General features: G+C 33.3%; 19 protein-coding genes. 1 reads left to right on the top strand and 18 read right to left on the bottom strand.

The window, feature by feature from the left end; genetic code table 11:
* Window positions 1-38 precede the first annotated feature (38 nt).
* The 11 genes from DW006_RS03575 to aroD all read right to left on the bottom strand — a co-directional run bounded on the left by DW006_RS03575 (window position 39) and on the right by aroD (window position 14,609).
* Window positions 39-1,244: a glycosyl hydrolase gene (locus tag DW006_RS03575; RefSeq protein ID WP_117999086.1), complete on the bottom strand. Its 1,206-nt coding sequence runs from the start codon at window positions 1,242-1,244 to the stop codon at window positions 39-41.
* A gap of 162 nt (window positions 1,245-1,406) precedes the next feature.
* Window positions 1,407-2,933 carry a glycosyl hydrolase gene (locus tag DW006_RS03580; protein ID WP_117999087.1) on the bottom strand — a complete coding sequence of 509 codons (1,527 nt, stop codon included), beginning with the start codon at window positions 2,931-2,933 and terminating at the stop codon, window positions 1,407-1,409.
* A gap of 15 nt (window positions 2,934-2,948) precedes the next feature.
* Window positions 2,949-4,538 carry a glycosyl hydrolase gene (locus tag DW006_RS03585; RefSeq protein WP_158561059.1) on the bottom strand — a complete coding sequence of 530 codons (1,590 nt, stop codon included), beginning with the start codon at window positions 4,536-4,538 and terminating at the stop codon, window positions 2,949-2,951.
* Between the two features lie 173 nt (window positions 4,539-4,711).
* Complete coding sequence (locus DW006_RS03590; RefSeq protein ID WP_117999089.1) at window positions 4,712-6,079, bottom strand: hypothetical protein; 1,368 nt, start codon at window positions 6,077-6,079, stop codon at window positions 4,712-4,714.
* Window positions 6,080-6,182: 103 nt separating this feature from the next.
* Window positions 6,183-7,331, bottom strand: coding sequence for a hypothetical protein (locus tag DW006_RS03595; RefSeq protein ID WP_117999090.1), 1,149 nt, complete (start codon window positions 7,329-7,331; stop codon window positions 6,183-6,185).
* 356 nt (window positions 7,332-7,687) lie between these two features.
* Window positions 7,688-9,376: a glycosyl hydrolase gene (locus tag DW006_RS03600; protein WP_117999091.1), complete on the bottom strand. Its 1,689-nt coding sequence runs from the start codon at window positions 9,374-9,376 to the stop codon at window positions 7,688-7,690.
* A gap of 225 nt (window positions 9,377-9,601) precedes the next feature.
* Window positions 9,602-10,231, bottom strand: a complete 630-nt coding sequence (locus DW006_RS03605; protein WP_022166233.1) for a single-stranded DNA-binding protein — start codon at window positions 10,229-10,231, stop codon at window positions 9,602-9,604.
* A gap of 307 nt (window positions 10,232-10,538) precedes the next feature.
* Window positions 10,539-11,411, bottom strand: a complete 873-nt coding sequence (locus tag DW006_RS03610; RefSeq protein WP_117999092.1) for a hypothetical protein — start codon at window positions 11,409-11,411, stop codon at window positions 10,539-10,541.
* 110 nt (window positions 11,412-11,521) lie between these two features.
* Entirely contained in the window at window positions 11,522-12,481 is a 960-nt protein-coding gene (locus DW006_RS03615; RefSeq protein ID WP_117999093.1) for an NAD(P)-dependent oxidoreductase, read from the bottom strand.
* Between the two features lie 240 nt (window positions 12,482-12,721).
* Window positions 12,722-13,279, bottom strand: a complete 558-nt coding sequence (efp, locus tag DW006_RS03620) for an elongation factor P (protein WP_117999094.1) — start codon at window positions 13,277-13,279, stop codon at window positions 12,722-12,724.
* A gap of 82 nt (window positions 13,280-13,361) precedes the next feature.
* A complete protein-coding gene (gene aroD / locus DW006_RS03625; protein WP_117999095.1) occupies window positions 13,362-14,609 on the bottom strand; it encodes a type I 3-dehydroquinate dehydratase in 1,248 nt (415 codons plus the stop codon).
* A gap of 129 nt (window positions 14,610-14,738) precedes the next feature.
* On the opposite strand from aroD, the gene DW006_RS03630 reads away from it, so the two are divergent.
* Window positions 14,739-15,614 carry a shikimate dehydrogenase gene (locus DW006_RS03630; protein ID WP_199521876.1) on the top strand — a complete coding sequence of 292 codons (876 nt, stop codon included), beginning with the start codon at window positions 14,739-14,741 and terminating at the stop codon, window positions 15,612-15,614.
* Window positions 15,615-15,904: 290 nt separating this feature from the next.
* Here the strand turns inward: DW006_RS03630 and DW006_RS03635 are convergent, their stop codons facing one another.
* The 7 genes from DW006_RS03635 to DW006_RS03665 all read right to left on the bottom strand — a co-directional run bounded on the left by DW006_RS03635 (window position 15,905) and on the right by DW006_RS03665 (window position 21,585).
* Window positions 15,905-16,411: a YqeG family HAD IIIA-type phosphatase gene (locus tag DW006_RS03635; protein ID WP_117999096.1), complete on the bottom strand. Its 507-nt coding sequence runs from the start codon at window positions 16,409-16,411 to the stop codon at window positions 15,905-15,907.
* Between the two features lie 60 nt (window positions 16,412-16,471).
* On the bottom strand, window positions 16,472-16,921 hold the full coding sequence (nrdR, locus tag DW006_RS03640) for a transcriptional regulator NrdR (RefSeq protein ID WP_022166239.1): 450 nt from the start codon (window positions 16,919-16,921) through the stop codon (window positions 16,472-16,474).
* A gap of 147 nt (window positions 16,922-17,068) precedes the next feature.
* The gene (locus DW006_RS03645; RefSeq protein ID WP_117999097.1) at window positions 17,069-17,332 is read right to left on the bottom strand and encodes a YlmC/YmxH family sporulation protein; all 264 of its coding nucleotides are present in this window, start codon (window positions 17,330-17,332) and stop codon (window positions 17,069-17,071) included.
* 62 nt (window positions 17,333-17,394) lie between these two features.
* Window positions 17,395-18,171 (bottom strand): RNA polymerase sporulation sigma factor SigG, encoded by a 777-nt coding sequence (gene sigG / locus DW006_RS03650; protein ID WP_022166241.1) that lies wholly within the window; start codon window positions 18,169-18,171, stop codon window positions 17,395-17,397.
* A 132-nt stretch (window positions 18,172-18,303) separates the two neighbouring features.
* The gene (gene sigE / locus DW006_RS03655) at window positions 18,304-19,008 is read right to left on the bottom strand and encodes an RNA polymerase sporulation sigma factor SigE (protein ID WP_117999216.1); all 705 of its coding nucleotides are present in this window, start codon (window positions 19,006-19,008) and stop codon (window positions 18,304-18,306) included.
* Window positions 19,009-19,052: 44 nt separating this feature from the next.
* A complete protein-coding gene (locus tag DW006_RS03660) occupies window positions 19,053-19,820 on the bottom strand; it encodes a sigma-E processing peptidase SpoIIGA (protein WP_158561060.1) in 768 nt (255 codons plus the stop codon).
* A gap of 169 nt (window positions 19,821-19,989) precedes the next feature.
* Window positions 19,990-21,585 (bottom strand): peptide chain release factor 3, encoded by a 1,596-nt coding sequence (locus DW006_RS03665; RefSeq protein WP_117999099.1) that lies wholly within the window; start codon window positions 21,583-21,585, stop codon window positions 19,990-19,992.
* Window positions 21,586-21,594 lie beyond the last annotated feature (9 nt).

Below are 21,594 nucleotides of genomic sequence, written 5' to 3' on the forward strand. Positions count from 1 at the left end.
CGGGCTGGAAAAACTTTGAATGCTGTATTAACATTCTATTATTTAATAATATCGTCGTTAGGGTTCTTTTCCTGTAAAACCTGACCTTTTTTACCATAGCCCTCAGGCACTCCTAATTTCTGATATTCGTAGCCTAACTGTGTTATTTTTCCCTTATATGAATTAATTAATGAAGAACCACCGTTTTTATAATCTGTCGGTTCAAATGAAAACCATGCGTATCTCTCCACATAATCTCTCTTGTCCAATTCAGGCAAAACAATTTTCATATAATCAATTGCAGACTGTCTTGTCTGTTTAGTCCATGCAGGCACACCGCTCAGAGCAAACTCTGTAATCCAAATTGGCTTTTTGTACATTTCCCAGGTTTCATCTATTATTTTCAAAAAGGCTTCTGCTCCCTCTTTTGTATGCCAATTCCAGTAGTGATGCAATACTAAAAACGCCATGTCATCATCCATTTTTTCCTGTTTCATTTTTTTCATAAAAGGCTGAAACCATTCTTCTGAAGCTGAAGGCCAAACTGATGCAGCAGGGCTACCTACGATTAAGCCCTGATTCAATATGGATTTCATACCACTAACAGCATCATCTACACTCATGTTTGACTGATCTGCTCTATCCGGTTCATTAAATGCCAAAACATACTTATATCCACGTAATTTCAATACTTCAGCCTGATCTTTATCAGTAGGCGCAGTTGTCCAAAACATTGGCACAAATTGTAATTTTTGAAATGACGTATAATTATGTTTTGACAAAGCCCAATTGTAATACCAGGAAACGTTCCAGTGATCAGCATTTACATGTTCTGCCATATCCTTGTTCATACAAAAGCCTTTTTTATTAACATAAAATCCAAAAACATCAGAATTAACTTCATTTCCGTGGTCTAATATTGCTTTAATATATACTTTGTGAATTGATACTTTTGTAGTGTAATATTCAAAAGTTGTCTTATTGCCTGATACTTCTCCCTGCTTCTTATCATCTACATATATCTGATACTTATGTACACGTCCCATTTTATCTGCCGACTTCCAGTTTATTGTAATATAACCTGCCGGCTGTAAGCTTCCTTTTTCAGGTGAAATAACCGCCTCAGTTTTCCATTTACTTTTATTTTTGTTTATTTTATTTTTCCTATTCTTTGTGGCAATGCTTGTTCCAACAATGGCACCTAGCAATACTACTAAAAGTATTAAAATAATTCCAATTATAACATTTCTTTTCCTGTTGTTCATATTAAGTCCTCTTCATTTTATTTTGCAATTTTTTCAAAAAAGAAAAGGGTTAATATAACCCTTTTCTAAAAATCTTATTACATTTTAAAATATTTTATGAAATTTTACAAGGTAAAAAAAATTGTTTTAAGTCTTATTTTTGTATTTTCCTTAGTAATTTTATTATTTTTTAACTTTAACCTTCTTTGTTTTGCTCCAAGCTCCGTAAATCTTTGTGCTACCCTTCTTTGTGTAAGCTCTGGCTTTAAAGTAATAAGTTGTTTTCTTATCCATTTTCTTAAATGTATAAGTTGTCTTTGTTATGTTCTTTGTCCAGTAGCCTGAAAACTTTTTGTTATCACAAATCTTAATCTGGTAACCTTTAGCATTCTTTGTTTTGCTTAAAGTAAGTTTAATCTTTCTTGTTTTAATGTTTTTTACAGATTTTATTTTTGCCTTAGCTGGTTTTACAACGCTAGGAGTTGTTGTATTTGAGCCGATAGAAATCTTTCTGTTTTGATTTACAGCATTTCCTGCAACATATTCAGCTGTTGGATTACCATAATTACAATAAGCCTTTCCTGCCTCTGTAAAAACTCCTGTTGAATGATACCATAGCGCACAATTAATAGTGTTCTTGTTTGTTCCTGCACCATCAAATGAGAATGCTGAATACCTTTCAACATAGTCCATCTTATCTAAACCTTCAAGTGCTGTTTTAATAAACTCTGCCTCTCCTGACTTTGTTACATACTGTCCCTGTGGAGAGAATTCTGTTATCCAAATTGGTTTGTGATACTTATTCCAACAAGCTTCAACAACATTTGTTAAGAACCAGTTTGCACCGTCTTTTCCCGCATAATTTTCAGGATAACAATGTATTGTTATAAAATCAACATCTAAACTTGAATTGCTGTCTATCTGGCTCATAAAATTCTGGAACCATGTATTTGTTGTTGGCCATGTTCCTGTAGCCGGTGAGCCAACTCTCATTCCCTGATTCATAAATGCAGGCCAACAACTAATTGCTGTTGCAACATTCATATTTGCCTGATCCTTAAAATCAGGTTCGTTAAAACCTAATATAGTTTTATAACCATTATTTTTTGCTGTCTGAACCTTGCTTAATGTGTTTGAATAAGAATTTGATGACCACACCATTGGCACATATTCAATTTTCTTAAACTGATTTGCAAAATTTACACCAATTTCATTCTTATCCTGCCGTGTTGTACATTGAGATAACTGTTTAAATTCACGAGTTCCCCAATTATAATACCATGATGCCTGGACATCATCCGGCTCCAACTCAATTGCCATTGCCTTGCTGGCTGCAATACCTTTCTTTGATACTTTAAACTTAACTGTAGCAGTATCCATGTATTTGCCATTTGTCATTTGAGCTGTTACCCAAACTGAATGAATATTTACTTTTGTTGTATAAAAATCATAAGATGTAGATGTTGTAGTTGTTTCCTTCTTGCCATCCACGTAAACTGTATAGTTTTTTACTGTTCCATAACTATTCCCGTTAGACCATGTAATTGTTACGTGTCCGGCAGGCACCAACTTATTTGCTGTTGGAGATGTAACCTGAAATGGAACTACATTAGCAGCTTTAACGGTATTTTTCATAGCTACAGTGTTAAAAGACAACACCATAGCTACTGCTAATACTAAAAATATAACTTTTTTTAAAACCTTCTTCATTTCTTGCCTCTTTAATTATTTCTTTTTGCTAGTTTTTTTTGACTTTTTAGTTTTCTTTGCTTTTTTTACTTTTACTTTTTTTGTTTTTGCTGTAACAACAGAACTCCACTTGCAGTAATATTTCTTGCCATTTATTACTTTGTAAGCTCTTGCTCTTGCATAGTATCTCTTGTTATTCTGAAGCTTAGTAACACTACCTGAAATAGTTGTTGTATTCTTTGCTGAAAGATTCTTGTACTTTGTCTTATATTTCTTCTTTGTACTAAACTTCTTATTTAATGAATACTGTAGCTGATATCCTGCAGCTCTGTCTACTTTCTTGAAGCTATATGAGAAAGTTTTTTTCTTTCCTATTAAGCTGTAAATTGTTGTAGGTACTGCAGATACACATGTTCCAAGTGATGTATTCTGTGTTGTTGTGTATGCTGTACTGTATGTCTTTGCATTATAACCGACAGGATTACCAATATTTGCGTAAATTTCACCTAACTTAGTAAGTTTTCCTGTATCGTAATCAAAAATACCTGATGCACCGGTCTGGTCATCCTTTGGATTGAAGTCAAACCATGCATATCTTTCAACGTATGATCTTTCATTTAATCCCTTAAGAACTATCTTCATAAATTCCTGTACCTGTGCAACATGTTTAGAGTTACTTGGACTGAACTTGTTTCCACTATCAGCAACAGCAAATTCTGTAATCCAAATTGGCTTACGGTATTTATAGTAAATTTCATCTATTGCATGTAAATACTGTAAAGCTGTTTCTTTATTATTGTAATAATGCTGATATGCATGTACCGCAATAAAAGTCATATTGCTCTTATCAGAAGCTGATAAACCATTCCAAAATGGTGTCCACCACTTATCTGAATTAATCTGGAATGTTTCAGTTGCAGGTGAACCTAATCTTAGGCTACCCTTATAACTGATTGTTTCTCTCCATCTGTTTATCATAGCTGTAGGTGTCTGATCTGATTCCCATGTTAAATCCGGTTCATTGTATGATAATAAATATTTATACTCTTTCTTGTTAGCATATGTACATCTGTCTTCAATACTTTTTGGATTATCTCCCCATATCATAGGAACGAATTCAACATTATTGAATTTTTTATTCTTGAAGCCCATATCTTTAAAAGATCTGTAGCCCCAATTGTAATACCAACCAATGTTCATTGATGCAGGATCTACAACTGTACCCATATCTTTTTCATTTACACAAACCCCCTTCTTTGTAACATAGAAAGTTCTTGTGTTAGTTGTAACTGTTGTTCCATCATCTAAAGTTGCTGTGATTTTTGCATTGTGAGACTTTACTGCTGTAGTGTAGAATTCAACTTTCATTGTCTCACCACTAGGTGCTACTGTTTTCTTTAATGCACCATCAACATAAACGCTATAAGATTTAACATTTTCTAAGTCGTTATTCCACTTTACGTCAATGTAACCTGCTCCAATAAGCTTTCCCTCTTCCGGACTAACTATTGCGCTACTCTTCCACTGTTCTGCATTTCTTGCAGCCTTTACATTATTTGATGGCATTAATGTAATTGATGACACTAATAACGCAACAGCTAATAGGAAACTTGTAATATGTTTCATAGTTTCTCTCCTTATTATTTCCATTAATCATAATTAATATTAATAAGGTAACATATTCAGTTTGCCCCTTTTCAACTCTTTTCCATAACATTTCAATTCTAAAAAAAGGGCAGTAAAGCTATTTATATATATAACCTTCCGCCCTTTCGTTTAAAATTTTAATTAATTCCTGATTATTTGACCTTTACAGTTTTCTTAAGAACTCTACTGCTGTATACCTTCTGTCCAGCTGAGTCATAGTTATAACCCTTAACCTGAATGTATACTTTCTTCTTTGACTTTAACTTCTTAATTGTATATGTCTTAGCAGTTGTAGTCTTTGTCTTAGCTTTCTTCATCTTCTTATTGTTAGCATACTTAATTTCGTATCCTACACAATTCTTAATCTTTGTTAAAGCTAATTTAACCTTCTTCTTCTGTGCTTTAAATTTAACCTTTGCCTTCGCTGGCTTTGGAGTATTTACATATACACAGTTTAATACAGTGTTTCCTGTAATAGGTGTTGAAAGACTAAATGTGCTTCCGTTCTTTGTGAATTTTGAAAATGTCTTGCCCTTTACAGGAAATACATATGAAGATGTCTTTGCTCCTGCATTAACATATTTTGTATATGATTTTGAACCATATGTATATTTAACAGAATACTGTGTTCCTGCAGCAATCTTAAAGTCAGATACAGAGAAGCTTCCTGTCATAGCTAATTCATCAGGATATGAAACAACATATGAACCTAAAGCGAACTGAACTTTAACCTGTGAACCTGCATAATTTGCCGGAACAGTGAACTTAACTGTTACAGTCTGTGGATCTGTTACTTTTGAATCTGCAACAAAGAAGCCTGCTGATGTACAGCCACTTGTTGTTGAAAATTCTAATCCATTATTGTTAGCCGGATTAATTACACTAACATTAATATGTTTTTTATAATTATTCTCCTGAATCTCGTTTCCCTTTTCATCCTTTTTAGGAATCTTATCTCCGTTAGAATCTAATACATATTCACCATTTGCATCTGTTTCGTAGATAGTCTTCTTTCCCTTTAAAGTGCTTGTGTATTTAAATGATAAAGTATATGAACGTCCTTTTTCTACATTCATTGCTGATGTAAACATTCTAAGTCCCCACTGGTTATCTCCAACTAATGAGCCATCACGTTCATTGTACTGACCATCCCAGCCTGTATTCTTTGCATAAAATCTTGCTGATGATGATGAACTTTCAGCTACCCAGCCTTCAGTTGCAAAGTCTGTTCCTGCGACCTGTCCATTTGGATATTTATCAGTATTAATATGTGTTAATGCATGATACCAGCAGTATGGATGTTTTCTTGAGCCATCTTCTCCTGCTACATGTCCACTATGTGAATCTAAGTTGCCATTAGCATCATAACTAATTACTGAAAAATAATCCCAACTAATATTTGAAGCAATATTTGCTCCGTTTGCAGCATGACCTGCTGCCGGTACAACACCAATCATTCCAACAATCATAGTTAATGAAAGTACTGCTGCTGAAATCTTTTTAAAAATATTTCTTCTCACGTTTAGTCCTCCCGACATTTCTATTAAGTCTACTTCTAATTAAACAGTTACCCAATGCCTTAGCATTGGGTACTGTATTATACATCTAATTTAATTGTAACAATTATTTTTTAATTTTAACTTTCTTTGAAGCCCAAGCTGAAGCTTTGTACTTAGCCTTTGGTCCCTGAGCTGAAATCTTAATTGTTACTTTCTTTCCTTTTTTAAGCTTCTTAACTGTTAAAGATGTTTTCTTTGCTGTGTATGTTTTCTTTCCAACTTTTACCTTGTATGATGTAGCACCAGTTACTTTCTTCCAAGTAATCTTTAATGTGCCTTTCTTCTTGTTAACAGCCTTAATACCTTTAACCTTAGCAAGCTTCTTAACTGCAGGTTTCTTTGCTGGAGTTGTAGGCTGTACTGATGGCTTTGAAGGCTGTGTTGGGTTAACTGAAGGCTTTGTTGGGTTAACTGATGGCTTTGTTGGATCAACTGATGGCTGTGTTGGCTTTGTTTCAGGTTCTGTAAATCCAGGATCTACTCCCTTATCAGTAATAGTGAAATCACTAACTACAACTGTACCATTCCAGCTAACTTCTGTTTCTTTAATTATATCCTTTACATCATTGCCTGCATAATCATTCTGTGAATTGAAAGAACCTAACATAATTGCTGTTGTAATTTCTTTAGCTGATACATAATTAGAAAATGTAAATGTAAATGTTTTCTCAGTTGTTCCTAATGTAATAATCTGATTTGATGCATCACCGCCAAATTCAACAGGTGCCTGATCATATGGTGCGAGTCCTTCTGTTTCTGTATTAAATGCTACATATGCATATTTCTTCTTTGAAGCTTTTGCTTTAAATGAAACTGTATATATATGACCTGCCTTACCTTCAATAGTATTTGTTGCCATTACAGACCATGGATTGATTCTATCATTTCCCCAATCTTTGTCCCAGCCTGTATTTTCAATTTTCATTGTAAATCCTGTTGTTCCTGTGCTTGATGACTGTACCTGCTTTCCATTTACTTTTCTTTCCCAACCAGAAAGCACTTCACTTCCTACATTAACAGATTCAATATAACCTGTATTATCAGGTTCATTTGGATTGTACTGTCCCCCCTGTGTAAATGACCATGTTGGTGCTGCTAATGTTGTTGCATCATCTGCCTTTACTGAACTTGCGAAATTAACTCCTAATGCAAGTGTTGCAATTAAAGCTACAGATGTTGCACCTGCTACTACCTTATTGAAAACTTTTCTCATTTCCAATTCCTCCTTTAATAAATTTTAATTTTAATTTTTGCTTGAAATTTTTCAATCTCATTTCAATTATCGTCATTATATCATAAACGTTTTTATTTCTCAACACTTAATGTTAAATTTAACGAATAAAACTGTTTTTATCTATTAAATAATATGTAATATTGCATAACGCTTTTGGAGCTGAAACGTTTTTTATCATTTTTTTGGATGATTTTATCTTATTTTTACTTTTTATCAAAGTATTTTTAACCAATTAGAAAATATTATTTATATATTCTGCTTATTTATATCGAATTCATATAACATTATCATCAAAAAGAGCCAATCTCATTTCTAAGATTAGCTCTTTCCTAACTTTATTTTTTTATAACAACTTTCTTCGCCTTTGACCATTTACCATATACTTTACCGGCACATGCTCTTACTCTAAAGTAATATTTTTTCTTCTTCTTTAATTGTTTAACAGTGTATGTTAATTTCTTGGTATTTTTAATTTTTACTTTTTTAGTAAACTTACTATTCATTGCATATTGAACCTGATATGATTTTGCCTTTGAAACTTTTTTCCAAGTCAACTTGACAGATTTTTTCTTAACATTTTTGGCTGCTTTGATTTTAACCTGCTGTGGTGTGACTTTTTTTGTTCTTGTTGTAGTTTTCTGTGTTGTAGGCTTCTGTGTTGTAGGTTTAACAGTTGTTGTTTCTTCAGTTGTTGTTTCAGGTACATATACAAACATCTCATCATCTGATATTGTTTGTGCATTATAACCTTCAGGATTTCCCTTTGAAGAATACATTCTACCAAGTTCTGTATAAGCACCGGATTCATAATCAAACATAGCTGTTCCACCTGACCCATTAAACGCATCTATATCATTCGTACTATCGATATCATATGGGAACCAACAGTATCTTTCCACATGTGGATTATTATCTAAAGCATCCATTGCATCTTCAAGATATTTCTGTATTTCTGCCCTTTTTTCAGGAATTTCATAACTAAAGTCATAATCCGTTCCCTTCACTCCAAACAAAGACATCTCAGTTATCCAAATAGGTTTATGATATGAATTCCAAAGTGTTTCCACTGCATCAATTAGTCCCTGCAAATTAATTGTGTTTCTATAATAATGTAAAACTACCGCATCAACACTGTCAGCTTCTCCATCTACCCAGGTTTTTGTAGCGTCATCTTCATAATCGTAATATAATCCCCAACTTCCGTCCCAAGGATTTTTGCAAATGTAATCACCATTCATAAATCTTCTAAGCCATACAGAATCTCCCCCCGGAGCTGCAGGTGCCGGTGAAACATTTCTCATATTAAGAGGTTTAATATAATCATTCCAAACACTTGAAGCTTCAAAGAATTCCATGTTTGCCTGACTTCTAATATCAGGTTCATTAAATCCTAAAATATAATTTGATGTTGTATTTAAATTCTTCATTGCTTCTTTGTTATCATCACCGCTTCCCCACATCATAGGAATGTGCTGAACGCCCTCATCTAATGATGTATTAAAAGCATCTGTTGACCAATTGTAATACCATGAGCAGTTAAGTTTACTTAGCTTAATCTTGTCACTCATGTCGCCACCTAATGCGAGACCTTTTTTTGAAACATAAAATGTTCTCACTGATGTTAATTCAACATCGTCTTTTTTTGCCTTAACAGTAATTTCATGTTTGCTTACTTTTGTTGTATAAACTTCTGTCTTTCCTTCATCACTTGATGTAAAAGTTTTAGTTACAGAAGAATCTGTTTTCTGTTCGCCTAGTTCTTCTCTTACAATATTGTTACCGTTCCAGTAAACAGGATTTCCATCAAGATATACAGTATATGTATAGCCTTCCATTGAATTATCAAATTTTACATCAATGTAACCGGCTCCTACAAGTTGTCCCTCACTTGGTACTTTAACTGCATTAGTTTTCCAAGAATCTTCTTTTTCATCAGCTTTTGTTTCTGTAGTATATGTAATACCACTAATCGCCAACGCTATTACAAGAACTAATGAAATTATGTTTTTAATTCTCTTTTTCATAATTCCTCCTTATTTGAATTAAAATCTTTTTATACAATTTTACTTCATGCATGTATAAAAGTCAAAACGTTTTTATCTATTATTCACAAAATGCACAAAATCAATGTATCTATATTTAACAACTATTCTATTTTTCACCAGTATACTATACGGCATTTCGTTTTATACATTTTTCCTATCACGCAAAAAGCTGTTCTCAGAATCAAATCTAAGAACAGCTTTTTATTACTGGTCAATATATTCTAGTTTACTAACAGAAACTTCGTACGCTATATGCTTTTCACTTTCCTCTTCGTTAATTTTCTTAACGTACTCTCTACTTTGAACGCGTCCCCATATTTGAATGTGACCGCCCACTTCAAATGTAGAAGCATATCTTGCATTTCTCCCCCAGGCAATACATGGAATATAATCTGATTTTCCGTATGGACGATTAACTGCAATTAATAAATCTGCAATTTCTCTTCCAAGTGGTGTTTTTCTGTAAATTGGTTCTTTACAGATATAACCATCTAAAAATATTTGATTAGTTTTTCCAGCTTCCAGGTTTTCTTCGACCTCTTCCCATTCTCTAACAAAAATTGATAACACTAACTTATTCTTAGTTCCTTCGTGACGATTATAAGATCTAAACTGTCCTGAAACCTCAACTAATCTTCCTTTGTAGTCTTCGTTTACATCAACTAACCTTTCAGATACCATAAGTGGAATAATATCAGTTAATTCGCTTAATCTGTCAACCGATACATCTACTATGTAGAATCCTTCTCCAAAAACTTCGTGACTAAATCTGAAATCAGAAACAATCTCTCCTATAATACTCACTCTGTTGTTTTCAATTACTTTGTCAATCATTGTATTTCCCCCTTCACCATACTTTGGTTTATTAAATTTTTATCAATATAATTATATGCTATTTTTTCCTAAATATGTAAAAAATCGTTCGACTTCTATCGACCATTTACCCACTACTGATTCCCATATGCCATTTAATAACGTTTATTTGCCGTTATGCGCAATAAAAACTTTTATGTGGTTGTGCACAATAAATCCCATTTAATATTTATATGAGTTGTTAACATTATGACTTATGTCATTAATTTTAAAACAGATGTCAGAATCAAATCTGACATCTGCTTAATATGTATTATTCAGTTAAAAATTATTTAACCTTTACTTTCTTCTTAGCGCTGTATGCACCAGTTACTCCTGATGTCTTAGCTACTGCTGCTACCTGTACAGTTACTTTCTTCTTTGATTTAGCCTTAACTGTTACAGATGTCTTCTTTGTTTTTTTAACTTTGCTTCCAACCTTAACTTTGTAAGATTTTGCTCCGTTAACCTTTGCAAACTTAACTGTAACTTTGCCCTTTTTTGATGACTTAGCTGACTTAATCTTTGGTGTTTCAATTAAAGTAAACTTAGAAACCTTGATGTTTGTAGCTGCTGTGTAGTCACCGTTAGCATCGTTCTGTAATCCTATTTCTGCTGCCTGCTTGAAGTCTCTCTTGAATACATTGTATCTTGTTACAGCATCCGCATCAGTTGATACATCTCTTCTATCACCGACATCTCCGCCTAATCCAAAGTAAACTGAATTAGCATTTCCTGCTGCCTTGAAAGTTCTCTTAACCTTAACAGTCTTGTTAGCTGGCATCTTAACCCATGTTGAGTAAGCTAATTTTTCACCTGTTGAAACCTTAACATAAGCAAACTTTGTAAGGTTTGAAGCGCTGATGTCAAATGAAAGTGTGTAAGATTTTCCTTTTTTAACCTTAACATTCTTTGCATTGTCATTCCTAGAGCCATCGATATATACCTGTGCTCCCCAAACTCCACCCCAGCCTACAGAATTAATTGATGCTGTAAATCCTGCTGCTGTGTTTGCTGTTAATTTTCCTTCTGCTCCTTCGTACCAATCTGCATTAGCTCCAAAGTAACTTCCCCAGTTTGCAGCGAAACATGTTGTTGCCATAGCTGCTGTCATTGTAAGAGCCATAGCTGTTGCTGCAACTTTCTTTGCCAATCTTCTCATGATTGTTCCTCCTTAAATATAATTAAATTGTTCATACAATTACGAGCTGATTCCGTGCCCGCATATTATTGTACTAGATATGTGTTTAAACCTAACACCCCTCTTGTGCTCTATTCTATAACATTTATAGGGGTTCCTGCAACCCATTTTTGCAAATTTTTCGAAACGATTTTAATAAGGCGCTCTCTAGTCTCTAAAGGAGCCCATGCTGCATGAGGTGTAATCACAAGATTTTTTGTTTCAATAAGCTTACAATCTTCTGGCATTGGTTCTTTTTCAATAACATCTAATGCCGCATATTGTATAACATTATTGTTTAACGCCCACATTAAATCTTCCTGATTTACAACTCCTCCACGTGATGTGTTTATAAAAAGACTGTCTTTTTTCATCTTAGTAAAGAATTCTTTATTGCACATTTTTTCCGAATCTTTATTTAACGGACAATGAATTGTTACAATATCTGACTTTCCCAAGATTTCATCAACTGCAGCATACGTCACTTCATCAGACTGTATTTTTTCTTTTAATGCACTTCTACTGTATGCCAGAACATTCATCCCAAAAGCATTTGCAATTACTGCTACTTTTTGTCCAATGGAACCATAACCTATAATACCTATAGTTTTGCCGAAAAGTTCTTTCATTTCCATAAAAGGGGAAAATTTGTTAGTGTTTATCCAGCCCTTGTTCTTTACAAATTCATCATACCTTGAGATTGTGTTGTAATAATGAAGTATAAATGCAAAAACGTGCTGAGCCACTGCCTCTGTTGAATAGCTTCCGGCATTGCAAACCGTAATACCATGTTTTCTTGTGTATTCCAAATCAACGTTGTTATATCCTGTAGCAAACAAACCTATATATTTAAGGTTCTTTGCCCCGGATAAATCCTTCTCAGACATTGAAGATTTATTACATAAAATAACATCTGCATCTTTAATACGTTCAGGTATTTCTTCATCTTTTGTAAAATCATAAATTTTCACTTCACCAAACCTGTCAAATATAGAAAAATCAATATCGTTATTTATTGTAAGTGTCGCAGCATCTAAAATTACTATTTTCATAAACTATCTCCTATTAATAAAAATGTTGCTTGCCACATTTTACACACCGGGTGCGTGTTGTTGCGCAACTGTTTTCTTTTTGCACTAGGTTGTATCCATAGTGGAACGTTTTCCTTTCACACCAGGGTGCATCTATAGTGGAACATCTTTTATGTAATAGAAATTCCGCTGGAATTTCTTATTACATAAAAAAGGACCACAGAAAATATTTCCGCAGTCCTAATTTATATAATTCAAAAATTATACTCTCTTTGAATATTCACCTGTTCTTGTATCAATTACAATTGTTTCCCCCTGTTCAACGAATAAAGGAACATATACTGTAGCTCCTGTTTCAACAGTAGCTGGCTTTGTAGCATTTGTAGCTGTGTTTCCTTTGAATCCTGGTTCTGTTTCTGTAATCTGAAGTTCAACTGTGATAGGTGGTTCAATTGCAAAGATATCACCCTTACATGAACAAATCTTAACTGTTTCATTTTCCTTAACAAACTTAAGTGAATCTCCAACCTTGTCTGCACCTACAGCAATCTGGTCATAAGTTTCACCATCCATGAAGTAGTAAAGATCTCCATCATTGTATAAATACTGCATATCCTTTCTGTCGATATGAGCATTTTCAAATTTTTCTGTTGGTCTGAATGTTGTTTCTACAACACCACCACTCTTGATATCTTTTAATTTTGTTCTAACGAACGCTGCGCCTTTTCCTGGTTTTACATGCTGGAATTCGATGATCTGACAAATCTTTCCATCATATTCAATAGTAATACCATTTTTGAAATCGCCTGCTGTTACCATAATTTTTCCTCCTAAAAGTTCATCTGTGATAAATCACGCTTCTATCATTATAAAAGATTCTATAAATATTTTCAACCTTTATCTAATTATTAATTTCAATTTCAATATAGCCTTCTTTTTCTAAATAGTTAATTATATTATAGCATGTAAGAATTCTGTCATTAGAGTCCACATTTACCTTAACATTGGCTACTGACTGGTATCTTGGTTCTCTTTGTTCCATTAACTCTTTTACATGTCTTAAACTCATGTCGTTATTTAATATTGGTCTGTGAGTGTGGTCTTTTACTCTATCAAATATTGTTTCAGGAGTAGCTGTTAACAAAACAATAACTCCGTTTTTCTTTAGTATGTCTACGTTCTCATCTTTTAATACAGCACCACCGCCACAGGAAATAATCTGTCCCTGCTTACTTGAAATTGTCTGTAACGCATTTGTTTCAAGTGTTCTGAAATATGCTTCTCCGCTATCCTTAAATATGTCGCTTATGGCTTTTCCTTCATTTTCAACTATGTAGGCATCTACATCAATTTCCTTAAAAGATGTAATTTTTGACAATGCCTTTGATACAGTTGTCTTTCCTGTTCCCATAAAACCGATTAAAGAAATATTTCCTTTTAAACTACAACCTTCATTTACTTTTAGTAATTTTCTTAAAATATCTGCCTTAACCTGCCCAGGTGCTGATGCATCAACACCTGCTGCAAACGATACACTTGAAGCTGTAATATTTGTGCATATTCTTGAAACTGCCCCAAGTTCTCCCATAGACATTGTTATTATAGGAACATTTAATATATCTTTAAGCTGCGAAGATACATCCATAAATCTTTCTACGTCTTCTTTTGCTTCAGGCATAACTGCAATTTTGCAAATGTCTGCTCCCTGTTCTTCCATTTTTTTCATTATGTCTATTATTTCACCATTAGAAGGTGTGTTATCAAAATGATGATTTGACCCAATAACTTTTGCACCATTTTTCTTAATTTCTGCAATTAAGTTTTTAGCGATTTTCATGTGTCCCATTATTTCCACATCTACATAATCGCAATTTTCTGCTGCCTTACAGCAAATCTCTGAATACTTCTCATCACTTATACTCTGCTTACCACCTTCATCAGCAGTTCTAAATGTAAAAACAAGTTTGACATTTCCAATAATATTTTTTAACTTCGCAGTTATGTTTTCAATTACATCCGTATCTAATTTTTCAATATAATCTGCTCTCCATTCAATCAAGTCAGGTTGCATTTGTAAAATCTTCTCAGTCTGATCTAACACTTCTTTTTCGTCCTGTCCAATAATAGGAATACAAATTTTTGTTTTCATTAGTACCTCCACTTTTGCAATAATTAAAGTATAGTTTAGCTGTTATTTTAAGTCAATGAGAAGGTTTACTTTTTTTATAAAAGCTCTTATACTTTAATAAGCTAAACTATTTTACTTTGGAGGATTATTATGGGATGTATAAATGAAATCAACGGCCATACAAAGCTTACAGGTCTTCTTGGAAGCCCTGTTGCACACAGCAAGTCACCTTTAATGCACAACGAAGCATTTAAGGAATTAGGACTTAACTACGTTTATTTGTGCTTTGATGTTCCTGAAAATAATTTAAAAATTGCCTACGAAGGTTTAAAGAAATTAAACGTTGCCGGTTTTAACTGCACAATGCCTGACAAAACACTTATTTGCGAATTGGTAGATGAATTGTCACCTGCCGCATCAATGATTGGTGCCGTAAATACAGTTGTAAATAAAGATGGCAGATTCATCGGCCATAACACTGACGGAATCGGCTATATGCAGTCTGTTAAGGACGCAGGTTTTGACATAATCGGCGATACAATGACTTTACTTGGTGCCGGTGGGGCCGCTTCTTCTATTTTTGTTCAGGCAGCTCTTGATGGCGTTAAGAACATTAATGTTTTTAGTATAAAAGACCGTTTCTGGGAAAAAGCCGAAAAGATGGTTGACGCTGTTAATAGTAAAACAGATTGTAATGCTAAATTAATTGAACTTGGAAATGATGATGTTTTAGGCGAGTCAATTGAAAAAAGTCAGATTTTAACTAACGCTACTTCTGTTGGCATGGCACCAAATGTGGACAGTTGCATTATTCCTGACAAGAAAATGTTAAGAGAGGATTTAATAGTTTCTGATGTTATTTATAATCCAATGGAAACAAAACTTCTTAGGATGGCTAAGGAACAGGGCTGCCAGACTTTTAACGGTTTGTATATGCTTTTATACCAGGGAGCTGAAGCTTTCAAAATCTGGACAGGAAAAGATATGCCTGTAGAACATATTAAAGAACTTTATTTTACAGTTTAAAATATTTTATGAAAAAGAAATTTGGGTGGAATTTCTTTTTTCAGATTCTTTTCGCACAAGGATTCATCCCTAGAGGAACGTTTTTATATAATATGAATTTCCGAATAAATTTCTTACATAAAAAAGCTGTTTGTAATTTTTCGTTTAATTACAAACAACTTTTTTACAACTTATCATTCTGCGTATTCTACGTATCTTTCCATTTACAATCTCTTTATCTTTACTATTTCTGTTCTTTATTATTTCTGTTGCGCTATTTTAGCATTTATATTCTACTATTTCACACAAAATTATTTTGACTTTTTGTTTTTTCTTCTCCAATTCCATAATATGAATTTTTCAGGAATTCTTTTCAAAACAATTTGTATCTCTTCTTTTGGATTAATTTTTTCAACCATAATTGATTTAATACCAACTCTGTTTGCCCCCCACACATCAGTAAAAATCTGGTCTCCTAAGAACAATGTTGTTTCTTCGTTGGTTCCCATTATTTTCATTGCTTTAATGTAGTTTTTTTTACTTGGTTTATGAGCATCAAATATGTATTTTGAATTCACCGCATCTGCAAATGGCTTTACTCTTGGTTCCTTGTTATTTGATATGAGGCAGGTTTCTATTCCTAATTGATGTATTTTTTCAAACACATTAATTATATGTTCATCTGCCGGTGCTCCATGTGGAACAAGAGTATTATCAATATCAGATATAATACCTCTGATACCCTGCTTATAGTATTCTTCAAAATCTATTTCATCTACAGATTTCAAATATTTATCTGGATATAAACTTTCTAACATTCTTTTCTCCCGGTATTTTGTATTTTGTAAGTTTCTTAACACTTCTAAAAATACATACTTTTATTTTAACAATTTCTTTAACTCATCCATAAATGTATTAACATCTTTGAATTCTCTGTAAACTGAAGCAAATCTTACATAGGCAACCTGGTCTAATTCTTTTAATCTTTCCATTACAATCTCACCTATTACTCTGCTGGATATTTCCTTTTTTTCCATATTGAATATTTTATTTTCTACATCTTCCACAGCACTTACTATCTGTTCATAAGAAACAGGTCGTTTGTGACATGATCTTACTATTCCTGCTTCAATTTTTCCTCTGTCATAAGGCTCTCTTATATCATCTTTTTTTATAACAATAAGAGGAATGTTTTCTACTTTCTCGTAAGTTGTAAATCTTTTTTTGCACTTAAGACACTGACGTCTTCTTCTTATGGCGTTGTTTTCTTCCGCAGGTCTTGAGTCTATTACTTTTGTATTTTCTTCACCGCAATATGGACACTTCATGTTTCTTCCTCCTAGTATACTCCATCTGGTCATCAGCCTTTAGTTGTAACTATTATAAAAATGAACTTAATTCATTTTTCTTCTAAGTTTGCTGTTTATTTTAGTTAATTTTACACAAAGCCATTATAAATAAAGTGTTTAGAGAGGTCAAGATATTTTAATTTTATGTTTGACCTCCTTCTCTTCCACACGAACCAAAATAATATCAGGCCCAACCTGAGTAATACAACCAAAAGGTATTATATATTCAAAATCACTGCAAACAAGCCCGCACCATTTACTTGGTCCCATAACAACAATAGATTTTATACAGCCGGTACATATATCAAATTCCAAGTCACAAACATTGCCAAGAATTTTGCAGTCACAACAATTTATAACTTGTTTTCGTTTTAATTCTTCTATTCTCATAAAAGACCTTTTTTATATATAGTATTCTTTATTTTTATTTTTGTTCTCTTAAAATCGTCTTTTTATTTAATATAATTTTTCATGTTTTTAATTGCATTTTTTTCCAGTCTGCTAACCTGCGCCTGGGAAATTCCTATTTCATCAGCTATTTCCATTTGAGTTTTTCCATAAAAAAACCTCATGTCTATAATTTTTCTTTCTCTTTCGTTTAGCCCGTCTAAGGCCTCCCTTAGCACAATGTCTTCAACCCAGTTTTCTTCTTTATTCTTTTTATCGCTAATCTGATCCATTACATAAAGGGTGTCCCCTCCCTGATCATATACAGGATCATATAAGGAAACCGGACTTTGAATGGCATCTAACGCATAAGTCACCTGTTCTTCCGTTGCCCCAATATGCTCTGCAATTTCACCGATTGTAGGTTCTTTGTTAGTTGACTTAATTATGTTTTCCCTGCAATAAATTGCCTTATAGGCCGTATCCTTGATGGAGCGGCTAACTCTAATTGCCGTGTTATCTCTCAAAAATCTTTTCAGTTCTCCTGAAATCATAGGTACCGCATAAGTTGAAAACTTTACATTTAGTGTGTCATCAAAATTATCTACCGCTTTTATTAAGCCAATGCATCCTATTTGAAATAAGTCGTCAACATTTTCTCCTGTGTTAGAAAACCTCTGCAAAATACTTAATACTAATCTCAAATTGCCTCTAATGTACTTTTCTCTTGCTTCCATGTTTCCTTTTTTTATTTCCTTAAAAAGTTCTCTTTTTTCCTCTTCTGTTAATAATGGTAGTTTGGCTGTATTTACGCCACATATTTCCACTTTAAAAAGAGCCATAATATTTCCTACTTTCATATTTTTGTATTTTCACATAAATATGTTTTCCTAAATATCGGCTCTTTATTCGTAATATTTTCTTTTTGAAACTATAAACTTTATATACTGTCGAATTGTGGTTTATTATGTTTTTTATTGATACTTTACAATTTCTCTTTTCAGTCTTCTTATTATCTTTTTTTCAAGTCTTGATATGTAAGACTGGGAGATTCCAAGAGAGTCTGCCACTTCTTTCTGCGTCATTTCCTCGCCATCAATATTATTTAGTCCATAACGCATTTGTACTATTGTTTTTTCTCTGTTATTTAGCTTGTTTATCGCCTTGTACAAAAGCTTTTTCTCTACCTCATTTTCTATGTCTTTTGATATAATATCCTCATCTGTCCCTAAAATATCTGACAAAAGCAGTTCATTACCATCCCAGTCTACATTAAGTGGCTCATCAATTGACACTTCCAGTTTTGTTTTATTATTTTTTCTTAAATACATAAGAATTTCATTTTCAATACATCTGGATGCATAAGTTGCCAGTTTTATGTTTTTATTAGGGTTAAAAGTATTTATTCCTTTAATCAATCCAATGGAGCCAATGGAAATCAAATCTTCAACGCCTACTCCTGTGTTATCGAATTTCTTGGCTATGTAAACCACCAGTCTTAAATTATGTTCAATTAATTTCGACCGACTTTCCTTATCCTCACCTTCAATTATTTTCTTTATGCAGGTTGCTTCCTCTTCTGCTTCCAAAGGCGGTGGCAAAATGTCATTGCCACCAATGTAATATATTTCCCCTTCTTTTGAATAAAGTAGCCCTTTTAACAAGGCAATTTTTCCCATGTATTTTTTTCCAAAATCTAACGCTTTCACAAACTCTCCCCCTTTTATTCTAATAATTTAGGATGTAAAATCATATGATACATATTATCATTACTTAATTTACCGTTATATATACCGATAATCTGATTATTGTATCTATTTCCATTTACTTCTATGTACTCACAAAAAACTCCTTTTAACAGCCCATTTTCCTTGCCCAGCGACTTAAAAGCTATAAAAGTAAACCTCGAATTTTCATTTATAATTTTTTCTGCAACAGTTTTTTCAATAATGGAAACCGGCTTTCCGGTCATAGGCTCAAAAAGGTTATTCCCCGTATCCACAAGTGCAGTAACATCTACTTTGCAATTTCCTTCTTTTATGATTATTTTAAGCAGATTTTTACTTGCTCCTGCCTCTTTTAGCATAAGCTTAGCTAACAGTCTGATAATGCTATTGCATGTAACTGCAATAACAATACTCAAAAGCATACTGTTGTTTTTATTAAACAGATTCATTATGCCATTTAGCAGGAAAGTAGCCTCATACATAACAAGGAAAGCCTTCACATTTGCCCTAAAATCCATTTTTCCAAAAGCAAGAATTATCATTATTTCAGCTACTATCAGATAAGTTAAAATTATTTTAACCGGTATGTTTTCCTTCAAAAAAAGAGTCAACACGCTGTATATGGCTCCTGCTAATGCTGCCAATATCATTCTGTACCACTTACTCTTTTTATTTAAAATCTCTCCGGTTGCAAATACAACTGACAAATCTATTAGAAAATTGTACCCAAAGTAAACATCTATAAATATGTATATATATCTCACCCCTTTTCTACTATTATAATTTTTCCCATAAAAAAGTCTGTCGAAGAGACACATAAAAAAATAAGTTATAAATTACATTTCTATTAATATGTCAAAATATATACCTTCCATATTATGTGTAATTTATAACTTATTTCATTTTTTATAAATTCGCGATTTGCTTTTATTGTTAATTATTCTTAAATTCTGTCACTTCCAAACCTTCATTTCTTTCAAGTAAAAGTTTTACAGACCATTCGTTTGTAAATATAACTAAAGGATTGCCCTTCATATCCTTTACTCTCTTAGCGTCTGATGGACATTTTACGTTATTTAGATTAACTGTAGGATCCTTAATCCATCTAATGTGTCTGTATGGAAGTGGCTCTAATCTAACATCACAACCGTATTCATTTTCCATTCTGTATTTCAAAACGTCAAACTGTAGCACACCTACTACACCTACGATTATTTCTGACATTTCAAGGTTATAGTCCTGGAATATCTGAATCGCCCCTTCCTGAGCAATCTGTGTAACACCCTTCATAAACTGCTTACGCTTCATTGAATCAAGGGCAACTAATCTACAAAAATGTTCAGGTGCAAAAGTAGGTATTCCTTCGTATGCAAACTTCTTTCCAGGTGTACAAATTGTATCCCCAATTGAAAAAATTCCCGGATCAAATACACCTATAACGTCGCCTGCATAAGCTTCATTTATAACTTTTCTGTCCTGTGCCATAATCTGCTGTGGCTGAGAAAGCTTCATTTTCTTTCCACCCTGAACATGGTAAACTTCCTTACTTGCATCGAATTTTCCTGAGCAAACTCTCATAAATGCAATCCTATCATGATGCGCTTTATTCATGTTTGCCTGAATCTTAAAAACAAATCCTGAAAATGGTTCTGTTACTGGATCAATCAATCCCTGATCAGACATTCTTGGAAGCGGTGACTCTGTCATTTTTAAGAAATGTTCAAGGAAAGTTTCCACACCAAAAGTTGTCAACGCTGAACCGAAAAATACAGGTGATAATTCACCTTTATCAACTAATTCCTGATCAAATGGTTCACTGGCTCCATCTAATAATTCAGCATCATCTACTAACTGATCATATAACTCATCACCTATTTCATTTTTAAACTCTTCGTTGTCTAAATCATATATTTTTTCAGCAGCACTTTTTGCGCCACCTACTGAAACAGCCTGAAACATTGAAATTTTCTTTGTATTTCTGTCATAGACGCCTTTAAATCTCTTACCGGAACCAATTGGCCAGTTAATAGGACATGTTTTAATTCCTAATACATTTTCAATTTCTTCTAATAATTCATAAGGATCTCTTGCCTCTAAATCCATTTTGTTAATAAATGTAAAAATCGGTATATGACGCATTACACATACCTTGAAAAGTTTAATTGTCTGTGCTTCTACACCCTTTGAAGCATCAATTACCATCACTGCCGAGTCAGCAGCCATAAGTGTTCTGTAAGTATCCTCTGAGAAATCCTGATGGCCCGGTGTATCAAGAATGTTAATGCAATAACCTTCATACTGAAACTGTAATGCTGATGATGTAACAGAAATACCTCTTTCTTTTTCTATACCCATCCAGTCAGAAACAGCATACTTTGAATTTGCTTTTCCTTTTACAGAACCTGCTGTGTTAATTGCTCCACCGTACAAAAGAAACTTTTCTGTTAAAGTTGTCTTACCTGCATCAGGATGAGAAATAATCGCAAATGTTCTTCTATTTTCTATTTCTTTTTTTATGTTATCTTCCATGCTTCTCTC

The sequence above is a fragment of the Eubacterium sp. AF36-5BH genome (genome assembly GCF_003460505.1).
Classification (GTDB): domain Bacteria; phylum Bacillota; class Clostridia; order Lachnospirales; family Lachnospiraceae; genus Eubacterium_G.